Origin of the sequence: Streptomyces sp. NBC_00286 (assembly GCF_036173125.1) — a bacterium.
Classification (GTDB): domain Bacteria; phylum Actinomycetota; class Actinomycetes; order Streptomycetales; family Streptomycetaceae; genus Streptomyces.
The window spans coordinates 3,099,044-3,116,101 of the sequence record NZ_CP108054.1 but is presented as its reverse complement, the minus strand read 5'-3'; the positions used below and the strand labels follow the sequence as shown (position 1 = coordinate 3,116,101).

Sequence of the window (17,058 nt, the reverse complement as noted above, 5' to 3'; positions counted from 1 at the left end):
ACCGATTCTCCCGATCAAGTTGAACCACAACGACGACGGGAGAACCAGTGCTGACCTTGAAGAAGGCTCGTGCCCTAGCCGTGGCTGTACTGCTGAGCGTATCCGTGGCCGGTATCGCCATACCGGCCACTGCCAAGTCCCTGCCCGCGCGTCAGAGGCTACCGGTGCCGTGCGAGGACGTCGCCGAGTTGATCAAGCAGGTGAACGAGGCGAACACTCGTGGGCGGGGCACCATCGTGCTCTCGTCGGGATGCAGCTACGAGCTGACTGCTCCGGCCGTTCCGGACGGCACCAACGGCGCCACCGGGCTGCCGATCATCACGGGGCAAATCACCATCACTGGTAGTCGAGCAACCATCACCCGTCAGTCGGCCACGGCGTTCCGTATCGCCGAAGTCGCTCAGCAGGGATCCCTCACCCTCAACGGGATCACCGTGTCGGGCGGCAGCGCGACCGGGGGTTCCGGCACGGTCGGCGGCGGCATCCTCACCGAAGGGACGCTCCGCCTGGTCGCGAGCCGGATCACCGGCAACACCGCTTCCGTCCTCGGCGGCGGGATCGCGGTCGTGTCCGGTGCCACCGCGAGACTTGCCGGCAGCATCGTGTCGGACAACAGGGCCGACGACGGCAACACTGCGGGCGACGGTGGCGGCATTCACGTGGGTGACTCCGCCCGGCTGACTGTGCAAGGGGGATCCATCCAGAGCAACACGGCGGCGTCCACCGGCGGTGGACTGGCCACCTTCGGCACCACGGTCCTCGGCGGTACAACGGTCCGGGGCAACAGAACCGAGAACTTCGAAGGCGGCGGCATCATCACAGCGTTCGGTCCCCTCACCCTCAACGGCGGCCGCGTGACGGGGAACGAGGCCGCCACGTACGGCGGAGGCATCGCCAACCTCGGCCTCGGCAGCACCCTGCGACTGCGGAACACCACCGTGGACTACAACGTCAGCAAAATCGACGGTGGCGGCCTCTACCACCAGGCCGGTACTTCCGTTCTTGTCGGCGGCAGGGTCTTCAGCAACCACGCGGGCGGCCAGGGCGGTGGGATCTTCCGCGTCGGCGGCTCGGTCGTCCTGACCGGAGCGCCCGTCGTCCAGAACACGCCTGACAACTGCGCACCGTCCGGAGACGTCCCCGGCTGCACGCAGTAACGACTGGTCGGCCAAGCGCCAGGGGTGCCCGGGCTTGGCCGACCGGTTCGACAGAAAAGAGATGAGATGTAGTGAAAGCGGCCAAAGGCAAGGGTTACTCCTTTTGGGTGACTGGATAGGTGATGTCTTGTCACTCGATTGGATGTATGGGTCACTAAGAGTGTGAACCGGCGGGCTGCCCATCCCCGAGCCGGGGGAACGTTCGGACAGGCAGCGCTCGCCGGTTTTTCCTTGCCCAGGGGGAGATGGCGAAGGCTGCTGCGCGCCCGGCTGGGTGTGCGGGGGCGCCTGTGTCGGTTCGTTCACCCGGGCGTGGCCGCACTGCTGATCGGCGCTTGCCGCATCGGCGGAGTTGAGCAGGGCGTACGTGCGTGCCTGTTGGCGGCGGTCCCACTCCTGCGACGTGGCAGTCGATGGCTGGCCATTCCTGCCGGTTCCTCGCATGTCCCCATCAACGAGCGAGGAGCGTCCGCATGCCAATCTCTCCGAATCAGGGTTCCACCGGGGGCGGGACCCCGGTGACCATCACGGGCACGAACCTGTCCGACACCAGCGCGGTGACGTTCGGCAGCAAGCCTGCCACGAGCGTCACCAACGTCTCCCCGACCCAGGTCACCGCCGTCTCTCCCTCGGGAACCGGCACGGTCGGCGTCACGGTGACCACCCCGGGCGGGACCAGCAACCCGCTGTCGTACTTCTACGTCGGCGCCCCGTTCAAGTCGTCCCTGGGCGCCACCTCCGGGCCGCTGGCCGGCGGCAACACCATCGCCATCAACGGCACCGGCCTGTCGACGGCCACCAGTGTGTCCTTCGGCGGGGTGACCGCCACTCCGACGGTGACCAGCGACAGCTCGCTCAGTGTCACGGTTCCGGCGGGCGCGGCGGCCGGGCCGGTGGCGGTGAGCGTCACCACCGCAGGCGGCACCAACAACGGCCTCAGCTACACCTACGTCGACACCCCCACGATCGGGACCATCAGCCCGACGTCGGGTCCGACCTCTGGGGGCACGGCGGTGACCATCACCGGCACCAACCTGGACAGCACGGACTCGGTCACCTTCGGCGGCACCACGGCGCCGTTCTCGGTGATCAACGCGACCACGCTGTCCGTGGTCACTCCGCCTGGGGTCGCGGGAGCGGTCGACGTGGTCGTGACCAACCCCGCCGGATCGGCGACCGCCGTCGCCGGCTTCACCTACGTCGCAGGCCCCGGCATCTAGCCGGTCCGATCGCCTCCGTATCACGGAGGCGATGAACCCCCGTCCGGGCGGCAGTCCCCCCTCCGCCCGGACGGGGCTCAACCCTGAGGCCACGCCCCGACGCGGTCGCACGGGTGTCGACCCCCCAGTCCTGCGTGAAGGAGTACAGCCATGGCTGCCCCTGTCGTCACTTCGGTCAGTCCCAACGAGGGGCCGGCCGCGGGTGGTACCACCGTCACCGTGAACGGAACCGGCTTCACCAACGTGACAAGCGTCCGGTTCGGAACCAAGCCCTCCCCGTCGTTCACCGTGACCACCGTCAATGGCGTTCCCAAGCTCACGGCGGTGACTCCCTCGGGCACCGGCACCGTGAACGTCACCGTCACCACGACCCAGGGCACCAGCACCCAGTTCGTGCCGTTCACCTATGGCAGCCCGGCTCCCTCCCTCACGGACCTTACGCCGTCTCAGGGCTCGTCCTCCGGAGGGACCACGGTGACGCTGACGGGCTCGAACCTCTCCGGTGCGACGGCGGTGCTGTTCGGCGGGGTGGCGGCGGCCTCGTTCACCGTCGTCAGCAGCACCCAGATCACCGCTGTCAGTCCGGCCCACGCATCCGGCCCGGTCAACGTCACGGTGACCACTCCGGGTGGCACCAGCAACGCCCTTGCCTTCACCTACCTCGCGGCACCTTCCGTCACCGGCCTGTCGCCGTCTCAGGGCCCGGTCTCCGGAGGGACGACGGTGACGCTGACGGGCTCGAACCTCTCCGGTGCGACGGCGGTGCTGTTCGGCGGGGTGGCGGCGGCCTCGTTCACCGTCGTCAGCAGCACCCAGATCACCGCTGTCAGTCCGGCCCACGCATCCGGCCCGGTCAACGTCACGGTGACCACTCCGGGTGGCACCAGCAACGCCCTTGCCTTCACCTACCTCGCGGCACCTTCCGTCACCGGCCTGTCGCCGTCTCAGGGCCCGGTCTCCGGAGGGACGACGGTGACGCTGACGGGTACGGGCTTCTCCGGTGCGACGGCGGTGCTGTTCGGCGGGGTGGCGGCGGCCTCGTTCACCGTCGTCAGCAGCACCCAGATCACCGCGGTGTCCCCCGCCCACGTGGCCGGCGCAGCGGCGGTCACGGTGACCAGCCCCAGCGGCGTCAGTAACCCGGACGACCCGAACGCGTTCTTCTTCTACGCCGAGTCGCCCTCGCTGGCCACGCCGGCCCCTCCCTCCGGACCCACCGCGGGCGGCACCACCGTCACGTTCAGCGGCAGCAGCCTTCTCGGTGCGACGGCGGTGCTGTTCGATGGGACGGAGGCGGCCTCGTTCACGGTCGACTCGGCCACGCAAATCACCGCGGTGACCCCGAGCCATGCCCCCGGTGTCACACAGATCACGGTGACCACCCCCGGCGGCACCAGCAACCCCGTCGACTACGTCTTCCTGGATGCCCCCGTGCTGGTCTCCCTCGCGCCTGACCAGGGACCGGCGCACACCGCCACGGTCGTCACGCTGACCGGCGACAATTTCGCGACCACCACCGGTGTCCAGTTCGACGCCGTCCCCGCGTCGTTCACCGTGGTCTCCCCGACGCAGATCACCACCGTCGTGCCGGCAGGCACCGCCGGGCCGGTCTCCGTCACGGTGACCACACCCGCCGGCACCAGCAACGGCTTGACGTACACGCGAGTCGCCGCGCCCGGTATCTGATGAGCCGCGAGTTTCGCGAACCGCGCGTGAGGTCCCCCCGGAGGAAGTCCTGGGGGACCTCAACGTGGCCCAGCAGTTACTTGAGGCCGCTGTCGATGGCCTTCACCAGCTCGCCGTTGCTGGTGTCACCGCTGAACTCCCAGAAGAACGCCCCGCCCAGGCCCTGCTTCTTGGCCCAGTTCATCTTCCCGAGGACCGTCGCCGGGGTGTCGTAGGACCACCAGTCGCTGCCGCAGTGCGCGTATGCGGTTCCGGCGATCGTGCCGGTGGCCGGGCAGGACGCCTCGAGGACCTTGTAGTCCTCGAAGCCCGCCTCCCAGGTCCCCGCCGCGGGCCCGGTGGCCGTGCCGCCCGGTGCGTCCTGGGTGACGCCGGTCCAGCCGCGGCCGTAGAAGCCGATGCCGAGCAGCAGCTTGTTCGCCGGTACGCCCGCTTTCTTGTACTTGGCGATCGCGGCGGCCGAGTTGAAGCCCTTCGCCGGGATGCCCTTGTACGAGGTGAGCGGGGAGTGCGGTGCGGTCGGGCCGTTCGCGGCCCAGGCGCCGAAGAAATCGTAGGTCATCACGTTGTACCAGTTGAGGTACTTCGCGGCGCCCGCGTACTCGGCCGCTTCGATCTTGCCGCCGTCGGAGGCGTCAGCGGTGACGGCCGCGGTGACCAGGTTCTGCGAGCCGAACTCGGCGCGCATGGCCTTCATCATGTCCTTGATGGCCGTGGCGCCGCTGGTGTCGCAGGTCAAGCCGCAGGCGTTCGGGTACTCCCAGTCCAGGTCGATGCCGTCGAAGACATCGGCCCAGCGCGGGTCCTCGACCAGGTCGTAGCAGGACTGGGCGAAGGCCGCCGGGTTCTTGGCCGCTTCCGTGAAGCCGCCGGACCAGGTCCAGCCGCCGAAGGACCAGAGGATCTTGATGTCCGGGTACTTGGCCTTCAGCTGGCGCAGCTGGTTGAAGTTGCCCTTCAGAGGCTGATCCGCGGTGTCGTCCTGGCCGTTGACCGACTGGTCCGCGGTGAACGGCTTCTCGTAGTCGGCCCACGAGTCGCCGATCGCGCACTTGCCGTCGACGACGTTGCCGAAGGCGTAGTTGATGTGGGTGACCTTCTCGGCGGAGCCGGAGGTAACGAGGTTCTTGACGTTGTAGTTGCGGCCGTAGATGCCCCACTGGATGAAGTAGCCGAGTTTGACCTTGGCGCTGGGACCGGGAGCGACCACACCGTTCGAGGCGGAGATGGCGGACGTGGTGGTCGCGGGCTGGGCGGGGCTCGCGAGGCCGACCAGGCCGGCGAGCGGCAGCAGCAGGGTGGCGAACCCTGCCGCGGCTCTGTGTCTGAAGCGCATGCTGCGCCTCCTTGAGGTTGTTGGTGCATGCGTGAACGCAGTGCCGCGAGAATAGAAAGGTCTGGACCATCGGTCAATAGGTCTGGACCAGTGTTACTCGGGCATGCCGCCCCCGGGTGCCCATCCCTGGAGTCAGACGCCCAACTCCTGTGCCAGTACGGCGGCCTGCACCCGGCTGCGCAGTTCGAGCTTGCCGAGGAGCCGGCTGACGTGGGTCTTCACGGTCGCCTCGGCCATCGCCAGCCGGTCCGCGATCTCGGCGTTGGACAGCCCGTCGCCGAGGCAGGACAGCACCTCGCGTTCACGGCGGGTGAGGGATTCCAGGACCGCCGGGTCGGGCCCTGGACCCCGTACGGGCTTCGCGGCGAACTCGGCGATCAGGCGCCGCGTGACCGCGGGCGCGATCAGGCCCTCGCCGCGCGCGACCGTGCGGACCGCTTCGATGAGAGCCTGCGCCTCGGTGTTCTTCAGCAGAAAGCCGGAGGCACCGGCCCGCAGGGCGCCAAAGACGTACTCGTCGAGGTCGAAGGTCGTCAGCACGAGCACGTCGGCGAGGCCCTCGTCGACGACCTGACGGGTGGCCGAGACGCCGTCGAGGCGGGGCATCTGGACATCCATCAGGACGAGGTCCGGCCTCAACTCCCGCGCCAGGGCGACCGCTTCCTCGCCGTCCGCCGCCTCGCCGGCCACCTCGATATCGGGCGCGCTGCGCAGGATGAGGACGAGCCCGGCGCGTACGGCGGACTGGTCCTCGGCGACGAGCACGCGGATCATTCGGTTCCTCCCAGGGTGGTCGGCAGGGTGGCGTGTACGGTCCAGATCTTGCCGCCGCGTGAGCCGTGCGAGCCCTGCGCGTCGTGTGAGCTGCCCGAGGCGTCCGCGTCGGGTGCGCTTTCGGGCCCGGCCTCGAAGGTGCCGCCCAGCAGCGCGACCCGCTCCTGCATGCCGACGAGGCCGGCTCCCGAGCCGGGGGCGCTCGGGCCGTCGCGGTCCCCGTACGGGCTGGTCACCCGCAGGCTCAGGGTGCCGTCCTGCTGGGCGAGCGTCACGGTGACCCGGCCTGGGGAGGCGTGCTTGAGGGCGTTGGTCAGGGACTCCTGGACGATGCGGTACGCGGCGAGTTCGACCGGCGCGGGGAGCTTCATGGGCATGCTGTCGAGCGTGACGTCGAGGCCGTTGGCGCGGGCGGTGTCGACGAGTGCGCCGAGCCCGTCGAGGGTGGGCGCGGCCGAGGGCGCGGTGTCGCCACTGGAATCCCGCAGGATCCCGATGAGCCGCCGCATCTCCGCCAGGCCCTCGACGCTGTTCACCCGGATGATGCCGAGGGCCTGCTTCGTCGTGTCCGCGTCGTCGAGGGACAGCGCGGCCGTGGAGTGGATGGCGATGGCGGACAGGTGGTTGGCCACCATGTCGTGCAACTCCCTTGCCATCCGGGCGCGTTCGGCGGTGACCGCCTGGGTGCGGTCGATCTCGGCGAGCAGGGCGGTCTGTTCGGCGCGCAGCCGGGCGGCATCGGCGGCGTCGCGGTGGTTGCGGACGATCAGGCCTGTGGACGCGGGCCCGAACGCAAAGATGCCGACTGCCAGCCCGATCAGGAGCGCCAGCGGCACGCGCCACACCGCGAACGGCACCACCGACGAGGCCGCGGCGAGCAGTCCAGTGATCCGCGGGAGGCGGCGGGCCCACACGGGCGGGCCGTACAGGACGGCCGCGTACATGAGGTCGGTGAACATCAGCAGTGTGATCAGGTTGCCCTGAGTCATCGTGTCGACGGTCAGGGCGGCTGTGCCGATCAGCAGCGCCGTGAGCGGGGCGATCCGCCGCAGCAGCTCGCAGCCGGCCATCACGACGAGCGGCAGCAGGAGCGCCCAGCGCCCCGGCCAGAGCACGATCGGCTCGTCGTGCGGCCGCGTGGCCGCGCCGATGCCCCACAGTGCGAGCCCGCCGAGCAGGCCCGCCAACGCGACGTACACGTCGAAGCGGTGCGGGCGGGGGAGTCGTACGGCCATGGCCCCATCCAACACGGGCCGGGCGCTCTCCGCGTGATGCCCGCGGAGGGTCCCGGACTGCATCCTTCGATGTACCGCGAGTTCGTCACCGGCGACGACGAAAGCCGCTCCTCCCGGCAGGAGCCTTGAGGGGTGACCGAAAGGAGTGAGCCGTGATCGTCGGCTTGATCATCGCCTGCGAGGTCGGGTTCTGGGTGCTGCTGGCGCTGGGCCTGTCCGTCCGCTACCTGCTGAAGTGGCGCCGTACGAGTGTGGTGCTGCTGCTGTGCGAGCCGGTGCTGGAGCTGGTCCTGTTCGCCGCGACGGCGATCGACCTGAAGAACGGCGCCGAGCCGAGCTGGGAGCACGGCCTGGCGGCGCTCTACATCGGCTACACGGTGGCGTTCGGCCACTACACGATCCGCTGGCTCGACGGCCACGCGGCCCATCGCCTGGGCGGCGGCCCGCCCCCGACGAAGCCGCCGCGCTACGGCCGTGCCCGCGCTCGCCACGAGGCGAAGCTGTGGCTGCGGGCGGTGTTCGGGGGCGCCGTGGCTCTGGCGCTCCTTGAGCTCGCGGTCTGGTACGTCGGCGACTCCGGCGACGTCAGCTCCCTGCGGGCCTTCCAGGGGGTGGCGGTGCGCGCAATCGGCATCTACGGCCTGATCGCCCTGTCCTACACGATCTGGCCGAGGAAGGCGCCCGCCGCTACCGAGGAGGAGCACCCGCTCACGACGAGGAAGGAGAGTGCCCGGTCATGAGCCAGGCGTCGAAGAACCTGCTGGAGGGGATCGTCACCTTTGCGATCGGCCTGCCTCTGTGGCTGTTCACCGGGGATGTGGAGACCCCGGTCGTCACCCTGACGAAGGTCGGCGTGGTCATGATGTGCGTCGGGGGCGCGCTCGTCCTGACGGGCCTCTACCAGACGGCCCGCACGTCGGCAGGGAACCGGTAGGGGCGCCTCAGCGCTCCCCGCCCGGCACCCACAGCACGTCCCCGACCTCCTTGTTGGCCGACCTGGCAAGGATGAACAGGAGGTCCGACAGCCGGTTGAGGTAGGTGGCGGTGAGCGGGTTCATGGTGTCCCCGTGGACCTCCAGAGCCGCCCACGTCGAGCGCTCCGCACGCCGTACGACCGTGCACGCCTGGTGCAGCAGTGCCGCGCCGGGTGTGCCGCCGGGGAGGATGAAGGAGCGGAGCTTTTCGAGTTCGGCGAGGAATCGGTCGCAGTCCGCCTCCAGTTTGTCGATGTAGAACTGCTCGACCCTGAGGGGCGGGAACTCCGGGTTCTCGACGACCGGCGTCGACAGGTCCGCACCCACGTCGAACAGGTCGTTCTGTACGCGGGTGAGGACCTTGACGATCTCCTCGTGCAGCCCTCCGAGGGCGATCGCCGTACCGATCACCGCGTTCGCCTCGTTGGCGTCGGCGTACGCCGCGATCCGCAGATCGGTCTTGGCGACCCGGCTCATGTCGCCGAGGGCGGTGGTGCCCTGGTCGCCGGTCCTGGTGTAGATGCGCGTCAGATTGACCATGTGACCAGCCTAGTTACGCTCCGGCCTTCCGGAACACTCGTGTGCCCACCGTCACGGCGTGTGCCGCGAAGTAGAGGGCCACGAGCACGCCGTACAGCATCGTGGTGGTCGGGGCGCTCCGCCCCGACACCTGATCCCGTTCCGCCGCCGGAGGCGCCCGCCGCCGTACTGCGCGAACTGCGTGAGGAGGTTGAGACCGTCTCGCCCAAGGTGGGCCTCGTCGAGGGCTACGGAGACTTCCTTCGCGTCATCCACGGGGCGGACACGCTCAAGGCCCGGCTGTGGCGCGTGCAGCAGGAGGCGTTGGAGCACCTCGAACAGACCCTCAGGGAGGAGACGGCCGCGGCCCCCGACGACCCGCTGCCCACCCTGATGGCGGGACAGATCAGCTGGGTGCAGTCGACGCTCATGGCCCTGATCGGCCGCGAGACGGTCGCGGGCCGGAAGCCCGCCGAGGTGTCCCGCGAAGCCCTCGCCCTCCTCGACGACATGGAGGACCTTTTGAGCGAGAAGGTCCTCAACTACGCCGTACGAGCGCCGGAATGACCCCTCCCGGTGTGATGTCCGTCCATTGAGACGTGACGCGCATTACTAACTAGTCACACAGCCCTTAACGAGCGCTAAGGTCCGCCGGAGAGGCAGATATAAGCAGCGTGTTAGTGGGTTAGGGGAGTCGGACTGTGGCGCGGAAGCTTGCCGTCATCGGAGCCGGACTGATGGGTTCCGGTATTGCCCAGGTATCCGCACAGGCCGGCTGGGACGTCGTCCTACGGGACGTCACCGATGAGGCGCTGACCCGTGGCACCGACGGCATCAAGGCCTCGTACGAGAAGTTCGTGAGCAAGGGGAAGCTGGACGCCGGTGCGGCCGAGGAGGCCTTGGGGCGCATCACCGCCACCACCGATCTCGACGCGGTCGCCGACGCCGACATCGTCGTCGAGGCCGTCTTCGAGAAGCTGGACGTCAAGCACGAGATCTTCCGTGCGCTCGACAAGCTGGTGAGGGACGAGGCCGTCCTCGCGTCCAACACCTCCGCCATCCCGATCACCAAGATCGCGGCGGCCACCGAGCGCCCGGAGCGGGTCGTCGGCGTCCACTTCTTCTCGCCGGTCCCGATGATGCAGCTGTGCGAGCTGGTGCGGGGCTACAAGACGAGCGATGAAACGCTCGCCACCGCACGGGAGTTCGCGGAGTCCGTCGGCAAGACCTGCATCGTCGTCAACCGTGACGTCGCCGGCTTCGTCACTACGAGGCTCATCTCGGCGCTCGTCGTCGAGGCGGCGAAGCTGTACGAGTCGGGCGTGGCCAGCGCCGAGGACATCGACGTCGCCTGCAAGCTGGGCTTCGGTCACGCGATGGGGCCGCTGGCCACCGCCGACCTGACCGGCGTGGACATCCTGCTGCACGCCACGAGCAACATCTACACGGAGACGCAGGACGAGAAGTTCGCGCCTCCGGAACTGATGCGCCGGATGGTCGACGCCGGTGATATCGGACGCAAGAGCGGGCAGGGCTTTTACGCCTACTGACGTTCTGTCGTCCCCTACAGTGATCACCCTTCGGGGTGGTTTCGGTATCGGTTCGCTTACAGACGGCAACTTCTGCCCCGGTACGGCAGTCAGTCCTGGCACAAACACAGGACACGGAAGAGCACGAAAGACGCTGAACACGAAACGCACTCTCGGGGAGCGCATATGCACATCAGGGGCGACCACGCCGAGCTGGCCGTCGGGGGCCGCCTCGACGTCGTCAGCGCGGCGGACGCCCGTACGGTCCTGCACTCGGCCGTCGACGACGGAGCCGGCGACCTGGTGCTCGACCTGTCAGAACTGGACTCCTGGGACGCCACCGGACTCGGTGTCATCATGGGGGCCCACCGACGGGCGGGGAGGTGTGGCCGGAGGCTTGTGCTGCGCGGCGTTCCGCCGCAGATGCAACGCCTGTTGGTGGCGACCCGGCTGCACCGGATCCTGGCGATCGAGGGCGGCATCGGAGTCGAGTCGCTGCCCCGGGTATGAGCCGGACCGCCGCCTCCAGAAGGAACGTACCGCCGCTCACTCGAGAACCGGCTTTCGCAAGGAACCGGACCGCCGTCTCCTGCATGAAAAGCACAGCGAACACAATCCTCATGAAGCTGTGACGTCTCGGACGGCGCCGTACCCCGTCTGTTCGTAGATACTGTGCGAAGGTTTAGGGTTCGGCTGCCCGCTATACCCTCACCAACCCGTAAGCGGGCACCGGACCAGAAGCGACAGCGCAGTGTGCAGCAGGCCGGGGGGCTCGGCACACAACGCTTTTGGGGGGCTTGGACCTATGGACCCGACGAACAACCGAGGACCCGAAGAGCACGTCCGTGACGACGACGTCCGGACGCCTCGACAACGTCCGCCGCGCGATCCGCTCACGCAGGCGCTCGCACCGGGAAACAGCCAGAACGCGCCGGCACTGGCGCGCACCGTCCAGCTCGTGTCCGGTGACTTCCTGCTCACCGTCAATCCCGTCGACGGCAGCGAGATAGAGCTCTGCCCGCCGGGCGAGCGGCCGGGCAGACCGGTGAAGTTCACGCCCGCGGAGCGCGCCGAGCTGGCGCGCGCCTCGCGGCCGCCCGTACCACCGGGGCACTCGCTGCCCCGGATGCCGCTCCTGGAGCGGCAGGAGGAGCGTGAGCGGCTCGTACGCCTGCTTGCGCGCGGGCGCTCCGTACGGCTCACCGGGCCGTCGGGATCGGGCCGTACGGCGCTTCTGGACGCCGTCGCCGAGGACTGCGCGGATCTCGCACCGGACGGCGTCGTACGTCTCAGCGGCTACCGCCGCACCGTCGGCGATCTGCTGCACGACCTCTTCGCGGCCGTCTACAGCGCGCCGCTGTACCGGCCGGAGCCGGACGAACTGCTCGCGCTCATCCGGGAGATCGGCGCGGTCGTCGTGCTCGACGACATCGAGTTCGGCGGTGGCGCGCTCGACGAGCTGCTCGACGCGACACCCGAGTGCGCCTTCCTGATCTCCGCGACGCCCGAGGTCGCCGCGCCGTCCGCCGACTCACTCCTCGAAGAGGTGTTCCTCGGGGGCCTGGGCCGGGCCGGCGGGCTCGAACTGCTCGAGCGTGCCGTGGGCCGCGTACTGACCGAGGACGAGGCGAACTGGGCGGGCGACCTCTGGTTCGAGTCCGAGGGGCGGCCGCTGCGCTTCGTGCAGGCCGGCGCCCTGCTGCGGCAGCGCGACCAACTGCGCGCCGACCCGAACGCCTTCGACGAGTACGGCTACTACGAGGACGCGCCCGTGGACGCGCCCTTCGACGCCGACGACCTCCACGACGTACCGCTGCCCTCGCTCGCCGACGGCGCCGCGCCCGCCGCGCTGCTGGCCTCCCGGCTCAGTGAATCGGCGCGCGCCACGCTGCGGTTCGCCGTCGCGCTGGGCGGCGAGGTGCCGCACCAGGCGCATCTGCCGGCGCTGGTCGGGGACACGCACGCGGACGCGGCGCTCGCGGAGCTGGTCGGCTGCGCGCTCGTCACGCCGGTCGGCTCGCACTACCGGCTCGCGGCGGGCGTGCACACCCAGCTGACGGCCAACGGGTACGCCTCCGACGCGCATGAGCGGGCGCAGACCGCCGCCCAGCACTACGCCTGGTGGGCCGGGCATCCTTCGGTCACGCCGGAGCGGGTCGCCGCTGAGGCGGACGCCGTGCTCGCGGCGCTCACCGGGCTCGTGTCGGTCGCCGAGCCGCCGGTGGAGGGCGAGGAGGAGAGCGTCGCCGTAGCGCTGGCCCGTGCGGTCGCGCCCGCGTTCGCCGCGAGCCTCGACTGGGGTTCGTGGGAGCGCACACTCCGGGCTGGAGCCGAGGTGGCCAGGGTCGCCGGTGAGGTCTCCGAAGAGGCCTATTTCCACCATGAGTTGGGGATACTGGCGCTCTGCAGCAGCCAGTACGACCGGGCCCGCGCCGAGCTGGAGGCCTCCGTCGGGCTGCGCGGCGCCGTCGCCGACAAGCGCGGTAGCACCGCCGGTCGGCGTGCCCTCGCGCTGGTCGACGACCGTACGGGTGTCACGCCGGCCGGCGGGTTCGGGGCGACGACGGGCGAGGAGGTGCCCGACGCCCGGTACGAGGAGTCGGCGTCGCCCCCTGGTGGCGTACCGGCTACGTTCGCGTCGGCCTCGCCGCCCACGCCACCCCAGCTCACAACGGTGATCACGCGTCGAACCGGGCCTCCGGCTTCGCACCGGCCCAGCGGCGTCAAGCGGCTGGTGAACGGCACCAAGCGCAATCTGGTGGCCGCGGGCGCGGGCGCGCTCCTCGTCGCCGTGCTCGGCACGGTGGTGACGCTCGGCGCCACGTCGGACGGCGAGAACCCTCCGCCTTCGGAAAGGGTCGGCGTCAACCCGTCGGCCAGTCCGGGCGAGAACGGCGGCGGGCTCGGCGCCGAGCAGCCGGTGAAGGACGACGACTCCGACTCCACGAGCCGTCCGACGGAACCGGACCCGGGCGAGGACGGCATCGTGGGCACCGCGGACGATCCGACGCCGACGCCGAGCAAGAAGCCGTCGAAGGACGACCCGACCGGGACGAAGGACCCGGACGACCCGACCAAGTCCCCGTCGAAGCCGCCCACGAGCAAGCCGCCGGCGGACGACCCGAAGCCGACGCCACCGGACGACCCCACACCGACACCGCCGGACGACCCGACGCCGACGCCGCCGGACGACCCGACGCCGACACCGCCGGACGACCCGACGACTCCGCCGACCGTCGAACCGCCGGACGACCCTACGCCGCCGGACAACTCGGCCAGCGGCCCGGCGCCCAGCACACCGGTGTCCAGCCCGCCCGAGACCACCGCGAGCGCTCCGGCGGAGAGCGACGAGCCGACGGGCGGAGATCTGACGACGGTGATCTGACGCCGGGGATCTGACGCCGGGGATCTGACAGCCACGTACGACACGGCAGTTGTACGTCACGGCAGAGGGCCGGGTCCGCTTCATGCGGACCCGGCCCTCTGCCGTCGTAAGCCTCGGAACGTCCCGGCCGTCAGAACAGCCGCAGCTTGTCGTCCTCGATGCCCCGCAGCGCGTCGTAGTCGAGGACCGTGCAGCCGATGCCGCGGTCGGTCGCGAGGACGCGGGCCTGCGGCTTGATCTCCTGTGCCGCGAAGACGCCGCGTACCGGAGCGAGATGCGGGTCGCGGTTCAACAGCTCCAGATAGCGCGTGAGTTGCTCCACACCGTCGATCTCGCCGCGGCGCTTGATCTCCACGGCGACGGTCTGGCCCTCGGCGTCCCGGCAGAGGATGTCGACCGGGCCGATGGCCGTCATGTACTCGCGGCGGATCAGCGAATAGCCCTCGCCGAGGGTCTCGATGCGGTCGGCGAGCAGTTCCTGGAGGTGTGCTTCCACGCCATCCTTGATCAGGCCCGGGTCCACGCCGAGTTCATGTGAGGAGTCGTGGAGGACTTCCTCCATCGTGATGATGAGCTTCTCGCCCGCCTTGTTGGTGACGGTCCAGACGCCCTTCTCGTCCCCGTCCCCCTCTTTCAAGGTGCAGGGCGGAGACATCCAGTTGAGGGGCTTGTAAGCCCGGTCGTCCGCATGAATCGAGACGCTGCCGTCCGCCTTCACCAAGATCAGACGGGGTGCCGACGGGAGATGGGCGGTGAGCCGGCCGGCGTAGTCGACGGAGCAGCGGGCAATGACGAGACGCATGGTCGGCAACGCTACTCGACGGGCGCTGGTGAACGCGATTCGCCCATCGTCAACGCCTCTTGCCAATGGCACATGCTGTTCGTAAGTGGCCGGTTGTGTGCGCATTGGTGCCCTGCTGTGTTCCAGATGTCCTGGTGCGATCAAGAACAGTTGCCTACCGTATGAACGGGAGGTCGTGGTGCGCGTACGCAGCGTGTCCGTTGTCAGCTTGTCCGTTGTCGCGGTCTCCCGCCCTGTCCGTCAACCCCCTCTGTCGGGAGGGGGTGCGAGAGGAGAACCCATGTCGCTGGACGTCTCACCGGCCCTACTCGAACAGGCCGAGCGAGGCGAGGTCGACGAAGCGGAATTCGTCGACTGCGTCCGGACTTCCCTGCCTTACGCATGGGAGATGATCAGCTCCCTGGTGGCCCAACTGAAGGTCGACGGCGGAAACTTCGCCGACAACCAGACGCCGCCGCCGGACGAGCAGGCACGGGGCCAGTTGCTGCGAGCGCTCGCGAGTGACGCGATACGCGGCGCTCTGCAGCGGCACTTCGGAGTACGGCTGGCCTTCCAGAACTGCCATCGGGTGGCGGTGTTCCCGCTTGACGCGTCGGTTGACGACACGCTGGCCCGCTTCACCTCGGTGCGCAGCCAACTGCTGAACCAGTCCCCGGAGTTCCGGGACTGCTGAGGCAGCGACGCCGCAGGCTTGCCGCCCCGTACGCGGGAGGTGCATTTTTTGCACGGGGCGGCAAGCTCCCCGCGAGGCGGGCGCATTGAACCCCGCCCGCCGCCGACCGGCCGGGCACACCAACAGCCGTACCCGTCCCGGCGCCAACTCCTCACCGCAGCCGTGGCAGCACCTCCGCCCCCAGCCGCCGTACGTTCTCCTCCGTCGCCGCCAGGTCACCCGAGCCCTCCACCAGGAGCGCGAAGCGGGTGATGCCCGTACGCTCCGAGGTCGCCGCCAGCCGGTCCGCGCACAGCCGGGGCGGGCCCACCGGGTGCAGACCGCAGAGCAGTTCGGTGTACGCCAGCGGGTCCCGCATCGTGCGGGCGCGGCCGTCCACCGTCACATGGGCCTCAAGACCCTGCTTCAGCCAGCCCGGCATCGCCTTGACGAGCGTCTCGACCGCGTCCGTACGACGGTCCGCTATCTGTGTGATGCCGGCCGAGACATGCGCCGCGCCCGCGATCTCCTCGGGGGAGCGGCCCGCGGCCCTGGCGTGCGTACGCCACAGCGCGACCATCTCCGCCTTCTCCTCGTCGCCCACATGCATCCCCAGCAGCATCGACAGACCGCGCTCGGCGGCCAGCCGGACGCTCGCCGGCGAGGTGCAGGCGACGACGACCTCCGGACCCTCGGCGCCCGTCAGATCCTCCGACGGCCTTGGTACGACCGGGACTTCACGGAAGTTGAAGCGCTCGCCGGTGCTGGAGACGGAGGGTTCGCGCAGCCAGCGCACCAGCAGATCGAGTGATTCCGGGAACCCCTTCTCGTACGCCTCGAGGCCCGCTCCGAAGACCTCCAGATCGACCCAGGGACCTCCGCGTCCCACGCCGAGCATGAAGCGTCCGCCGGACGTCACATGCAGCAGTGCGGCCTGTTCGCCGAGCGCCACGGGGTGTGTGTTGGGGAGCACGCTGACCGCCGTGCCGACGCGGATACGGCGGGTGCGGCCGAGCAGCAGCGCGGCGAGCGTGACGGCCGACGGGCACGTCCCGTACGGCACGAAGTGGTGCTCGGCCAGCCAGACCGCGTCGAGCCCCGCCTCCTCGGCGACCTCCGCCGATCGCACCGCGCGATGCAGTGCCTCTCCGTGGCCCTGTCCCGGGAACTGGGCCGCCAGTACAAAACTTCCTATACGCATCGCACTCCTGTCCTCCTTGGCGCCGAGGCGGCTCCCTGCCCCGCATAACCGTCTGACACGTGCCAAAGACACGGCTTGGCGGGGAGATTGGCGGATTGTCTGCAGAATGGGCCGGTCACGCCGGAAGGTTGAGCCGGTCACGCCGGAGTCTGTGGGGGCTTTGTGGTACGTGTACCCATGGCTGCGCCGCGTAGGCTGGATGCGGCCCGTGCTCCCTGTAAAGCCCGTGAGGTGTCCTGTGTCCCCGCGCCGCAATCGTCCCAAGGGCGCCCCCAGCGCGTCCGCGGAACAGAGCGACCGGTCCGACCGCTACGGCGGCTGGCAGACCTCGGAGAGCTGGCAGGGCGAGGTGTGGAGCGTGCGCCATGTGGCGGGCGCGAGTGCCGAGGGCAAGACGTATCGGTGCCCTGGCTGCGCGCAGTTGATCCCCTCGGCGGTCCCGCATGTGGTGGCCTGGCCGGAGCACGCGGGCGTGGACGACCGCCGCCACTGGCACAAGGCCTGCTGGAACGCGAAGGACCGCCGCACCACTCGGGTGCAGCGGTCCCGCAACGCGCCACGTTTCTAAGGCCCTTCGGGCCTTCTAGT

At 69.6% G+C, this 17,058-nt stretch carries 15 protein-coding genes and 3 pseudogenes; 11 read left to right on the top strand and 7 right to left on the bottom strand.

Annotated elements, in window-relative coordinates; all coding sequences use genetic code 11:
- The first annotated feature begins 47 nt into the window (after positions 1-47).
- The 3 genes from OHT21_RS13890 to OHT21_RS13880 all read left to right on the top strand — a co-directional run bounded on the left by OHT21_RS13890 (position 48) and on the right by OHT21_RS13880 (position 4,063).
- Positions 48-1,157 (top strand): right-handed parallel beta-helix repeat-containing protein, encoded by a 1,110-nt coding sequence (locus tag OHT21_RS13890; RefSeq protein ID WP_328768589.1) that lies wholly within the window; start codon positions 48-50, stop codon positions 1,155-1,157.
- A 473-nt stretch (positions 1,158-1,630) separates the two neighbouring features.
- Positions 1,631-2,377 carry an IPT/TIG domain-containing protein gene (locus OHT21_RS13885; protein ID WP_328768588.1) on the top strand — a complete coding sequence of 249 codons (747 nt, stop codon included), beginning with the start codon at positions 1,631-1,633 and terminating at the stop codon, positions 2,375-2,377.
- Between the two features lie 150 nt (positions 2,378-2,527).
- The gene (locus tag OHT21_RS13880; RefSeq protein WP_328768587.1) at positions 2,528-4,063 is read left to right on the top strand and encodes an IPT/TIG domain-containing protein; all 1,536 of its coding nucleotides are present in this window, start codon (positions 2,528-2,530) and stop codon (positions 4,061-4,063) included.
- A 76-nt stretch (positions 4,064-4,139) separates the two neighbouring features.
- Here OHT21_RS13880 and OHT21_RS13875 read toward each other — a convergent pair.
- The 3 genes and pseudogenes from OHT21_RS13875 to OHT21_RS13865 form a co-directional block, all read right to left on the bottom strand.
- Positions 4,140-5,258 (bottom strand): annotated as a pseudogene (locus OHT21_RS13875) (glycoside hydrolase family 18 protein); the annotation flags it as partial.
- A 273-nt stretch (positions 5,259-5,531) separates the two neighbouring features.
- Positions 5,532-6,173: a response regulator transcription factor gene (locus OHT21_RS13870; protein ID WP_328768586.1), complete on the bottom strand. Its 642-nt coding sequence runs from the start codon at positions 6,171-6,173 to the stop codon at positions 5,532-5,534.
- A complete protein-coding gene (locus tag OHT21_RS13865; RefSeq protein ID WP_328768585.1) occupies positions 6,170-7,408 on the bottom strand; it encodes a sensor histidine kinase in 1,239 nt (412 codons plus the stop codon). The genes OHT21_RS13870 and OHT21_RS13865 overlap by 4 nt, the downstream gene beginning before the upstream one ends.
- Before the next feature lie 152 nt (positions 7,409-7,560).
- Here OHT21_RS13865 and OHT21_RS13860 point away from each other — a divergent pair, with 152 nt between their 5' ends.
- Together OHT21_RS13860 and OHT21_RS13855 are read left to right on the top strand one after the other, a co-directional pair.
- Positions 7,561-8,148 (top strand): hypothetical protein, encoded by a 588-nt coding sequence (locus tag OHT21_RS13860; RefSeq protein ID WP_328768583.1) that lies wholly within the window; start codon positions 7,561-7,563, stop codon positions 8,146-8,148.
- On the top strand, positions 8,145-8,342 hold the full coding sequence (locus OHT21_RS13855) for a DUF5708 family protein (RefSeq protein ID WP_328768582.1): 198 nt from the start codon (positions 8,145-8,147) through the stop codon (positions 8,340-8,342). The genes OHT21_RS13860 and OHT21_RS13855 overlap by 4 nt, the downstream gene beginning before the upstream one ends.
- A gap of 7 nt (positions 8,343-8,349) precedes the next feature.
- Here the strand turns inward: OHT21_RS13855 and OHT21_RS13850 are convergent, their stop codons facing one another.
- Complete coding sequence (locus OHT21_RS13850) at positions 8,350-8,922, bottom strand: cob(I)yrinic acid a,c-diamide adenosyltransferase (RefSeq protein ID WP_328768581.1); 573 nt, start codon at positions 8,920-8,922, stop codon at positions 8,350-8,352.
- A 13-nt stretch (positions 8,923-8,935) separates the two neighbouring features.
- Positions 8,936-9,067: pseudogene (locus OHT21_RS44660) on the bottom strand (ABC transporter permease); the annotation flags it as partial.
- Positions 9,068-9,075: 8 nt separating this feature from the next.
- Here OHT21_RS44660 and OHT21_RS13845 point away from each other — a divergent pair.
- From OHT21_RS13845 to OHT21_RS13830, 4 genes and pseudogenes are all read left to right on the top strand, one after another.
- Positions 9,076-9,468 (top strand): annotated as a pseudogene (locus OHT21_RS13845) (TetR/AcrR family transcriptional regulator); the annotation flags it as partial.
- Positions 9,469-9,602: 134 nt separating this feature from the next.
- The gene (locus OHT21_RS13840; protein WP_328768580.1) at positions 9,603-10,451 is read left to right on the top strand and encodes a 3-hydroxyacyl-CoA dehydrogenase family protein; all 849 of its coding nucleotides are present in this window, start codon (positions 9,603-9,605) and stop codon (positions 10,449-10,451) included.
- Positions 10,452-10,616: 165 nt separating this feature from the next.
- Positions 10,617-10,940 carry an STAS domain-containing protein gene (locus OHT21_RS13835; protein ID WP_165340644.1) on the top strand — a complete coding sequence of 108 codons (324 nt, stop codon included), beginning with the start codon at positions 10,617-10,619 and terminating at the stop codon, positions 10,938-10,940.
- 295 nt (positions 10,941-11,235) lie between these two features.
- The gene (locus OHT21_RS13830) at positions 11,236-13,815 is read left to right on the top strand and encodes an ATP-binding protein (RefSeq protein ID WP_328768579.1); all 2,580 of its coding nucleotides are present in this window, start codon (positions 11,236-11,238) and stop codon (positions 13,813-13,815) included.
- A gap of 130 nt (positions 13,816-13,945) precedes the next feature.
- Here the strand turns inward: OHT21_RS13830 and nucS are convergent, their stop codons facing one another.
- Entirely contained in the window at positions 13,946-14,617 is a 672-nt protein-coding gene (nucS, locus tag OHT21_RS13825; RefSeq protein ID WP_328768578.1) for an endonuclease NucS, read from the bottom strand.
- A gap of 280 nt (positions 14,618-14,897) precedes the next feature.
- On the opposite strand from nucS, the gene OHT21_RS13820 reads away from it, so the two are divergent.
- Positions 14,898-15,290, top strand: a complete 393-nt coding sequence (locus tag OHT21_RS13820) for an SCO5389 family protein (RefSeq protein WP_165340641.1) — start codon at positions 14,898-14,900, stop codon at positions 15,288-15,290.
- Positions 15,291-15,441: 151 nt separating this feature from the next.
- On the opposite strand, the gene OHT21_RS13815 is transcribed toward OHT21_RS13820, so the two are convergent.
- Positions 15,442-16,470, bottom strand: a complete 1,029-nt coding sequence (locus OHT21_RS13815; protein ID WP_328768577.1) for an LLM class flavin-dependent oxidoreductase — start codon at positions 16,468-16,470, stop codon at positions 15,442-15,444.
- 238 nt (positions 16,471-16,708) lie between these two features.
- Between OHT21_RS13815 and OHT21_RS13810 the strand changes: the two genes are divergently transcribed.
- On the top strand, positions 16,709-17,038 hold the full coding sequence (locus OHT21_RS13810) for an ATP/GTP-binding protein (RefSeq protein ID WP_328768576.1): 330 nt from the start codon (positions 16,709-16,711) through the stop codon (positions 17,036-17,038).
- Positions 17,039-17,058: the final 20 nt, after the last annotated feature.

Excerpts from the sequence above, each read along its gene's own strand:
- OHT21_RS13835 (WP_165340644.1), top strand. The coding sequence starts at position 10,617 with ATGCACATCAGGGGCGACCACGCCGAGCTGGCCGTCGGGGGCCGCCTC.
- OHT21_RS13815 (WP_328768577.1), bottom strand. The coding sequence starts at position 16,470 with ATGCGTATAGGAAGTTTTGTACTGGCGGCCCAGTTCCCGGGACAGGGC.
- OHT21_RS13870 (WP_328768586.1), bottom strand. The coding sequence starts at position 6,173 with ATGATCCGCGTGCTCGTCGCCGAGGACCAGTCCGCCGTACGCGCCGGG.
- OHT21_RS13820 (WP_165340641.1), top strand. The coding sequence starts at position 14,898 with ATGTCGCTGGACGTCTCACCGGCCCTACTCGAACAGGCCGAGCGAGGC.
- OHT21_RS13880 (WP_328768587.1), top strand. The coding sequence starts at position 2,528 with ATGGCTGCCCCTGTCGTCACTTCGGTCAGTCCCAACGAGGGGCCGGCC.
- OHT21_RS13865 (WP_328768585.1), bottom strand. The coding sequence starts at position 7,408 with ATGGCCGTACGACTCCCCCGCCCGCACCGCTTCGACGTGTACGTCGCG.
- OHT21_RS13885 (WP_328768588.1), top strand. The coding sequence starts at position 1,631 with ATGCCAATCTCTCCGAATCAGGGTTCCACCGGGGGCGGGACCCCGGTG.
- OHT21_RS13830 (WP_328768579.1), top strand. The coding sequence starts at position 11,236 with ATGGACCCGACGAACAACCGAGGACCCGAAGAGCACGTCCGTGACGAC.
- OHT21_RS13855 (WP_328768582.1), top strand. The coding sequence starts at position 8,145 with ATGAGCCAGGCGTCGAAGAACCTGCTGGAGGGGATCGTCACCTTTGCG.
- OHT21_RS13850 (WP_328768581.1), bottom strand. The coding sequence starts at position 8,922 with ATGGTCAATCTGACGCGCATCTACACCAGGACCGGCGACCAGGGCACC.
- nucS (WP_328768578.1), bottom strand. The coding sequence starts at position 14,617 with ATGCGTCTCGTCATTGCCCGCTGCTCCGTCGACTACGCCGGCCGGCTC.